Annotated in this window: 1 protein-coding gene; it reads left to right on the plus strand. The window is 44.4% G+C overall.

The features are described from left to right. Window positions 1-525, plus strand: a 525-nt coding sequence (locus tag A3729_RS09105; protein ID WP_197475725.1) for a beta-propeller domain-containing protein, incomplete at both ends; no start/stop codon positions are given.

Here is a 525-nt window from a genome sequence, read left to right on the forward strand (position 1 = left end):
TGCAATGGACATTCAACATAAACTTAAGCCAAGTTTGTTTCTTCTCACCTTGAGCTTACTGTCATCTGTTTTCGTTGGCTGTAGTGAGTCCGAGAATGATGGCGGAATTACCGGAACGGGCGGCCCTCTGGAAAGCTACTTAAAGCACGGAATTGCTTCGAATAACCAGAACCCTAGCTATTGCGATATTTGCCTCGATGCCCCCGTACTCGAAAGCGATGGAAGTGCAGATGCCTCTTCTGACGAGTCAAGCGATAGCTACTCCCGAACTAATACTCAAGAAACAGGAGTCGATGAACTCGACTGGCTTAAGACCGACGGAAACCTGATATACAGCTACAATGGAGGTTCCGACATCAATATATTTGAATTATCGGAACAGACAGGTAAACACGAAGCGCTCAATACCATTACCCTCTCTACTTCACGTCATTACTTACAGGGCTTGTATCTGGAAGAAACACTCGAAAACAAAAAACTTATTTCAATCGCTAACGAATACGCTCAAGTCTATAGCGACTACTT

Source organism: Oleiphilus sp. HI0043, from assembly GCF_001634935.1.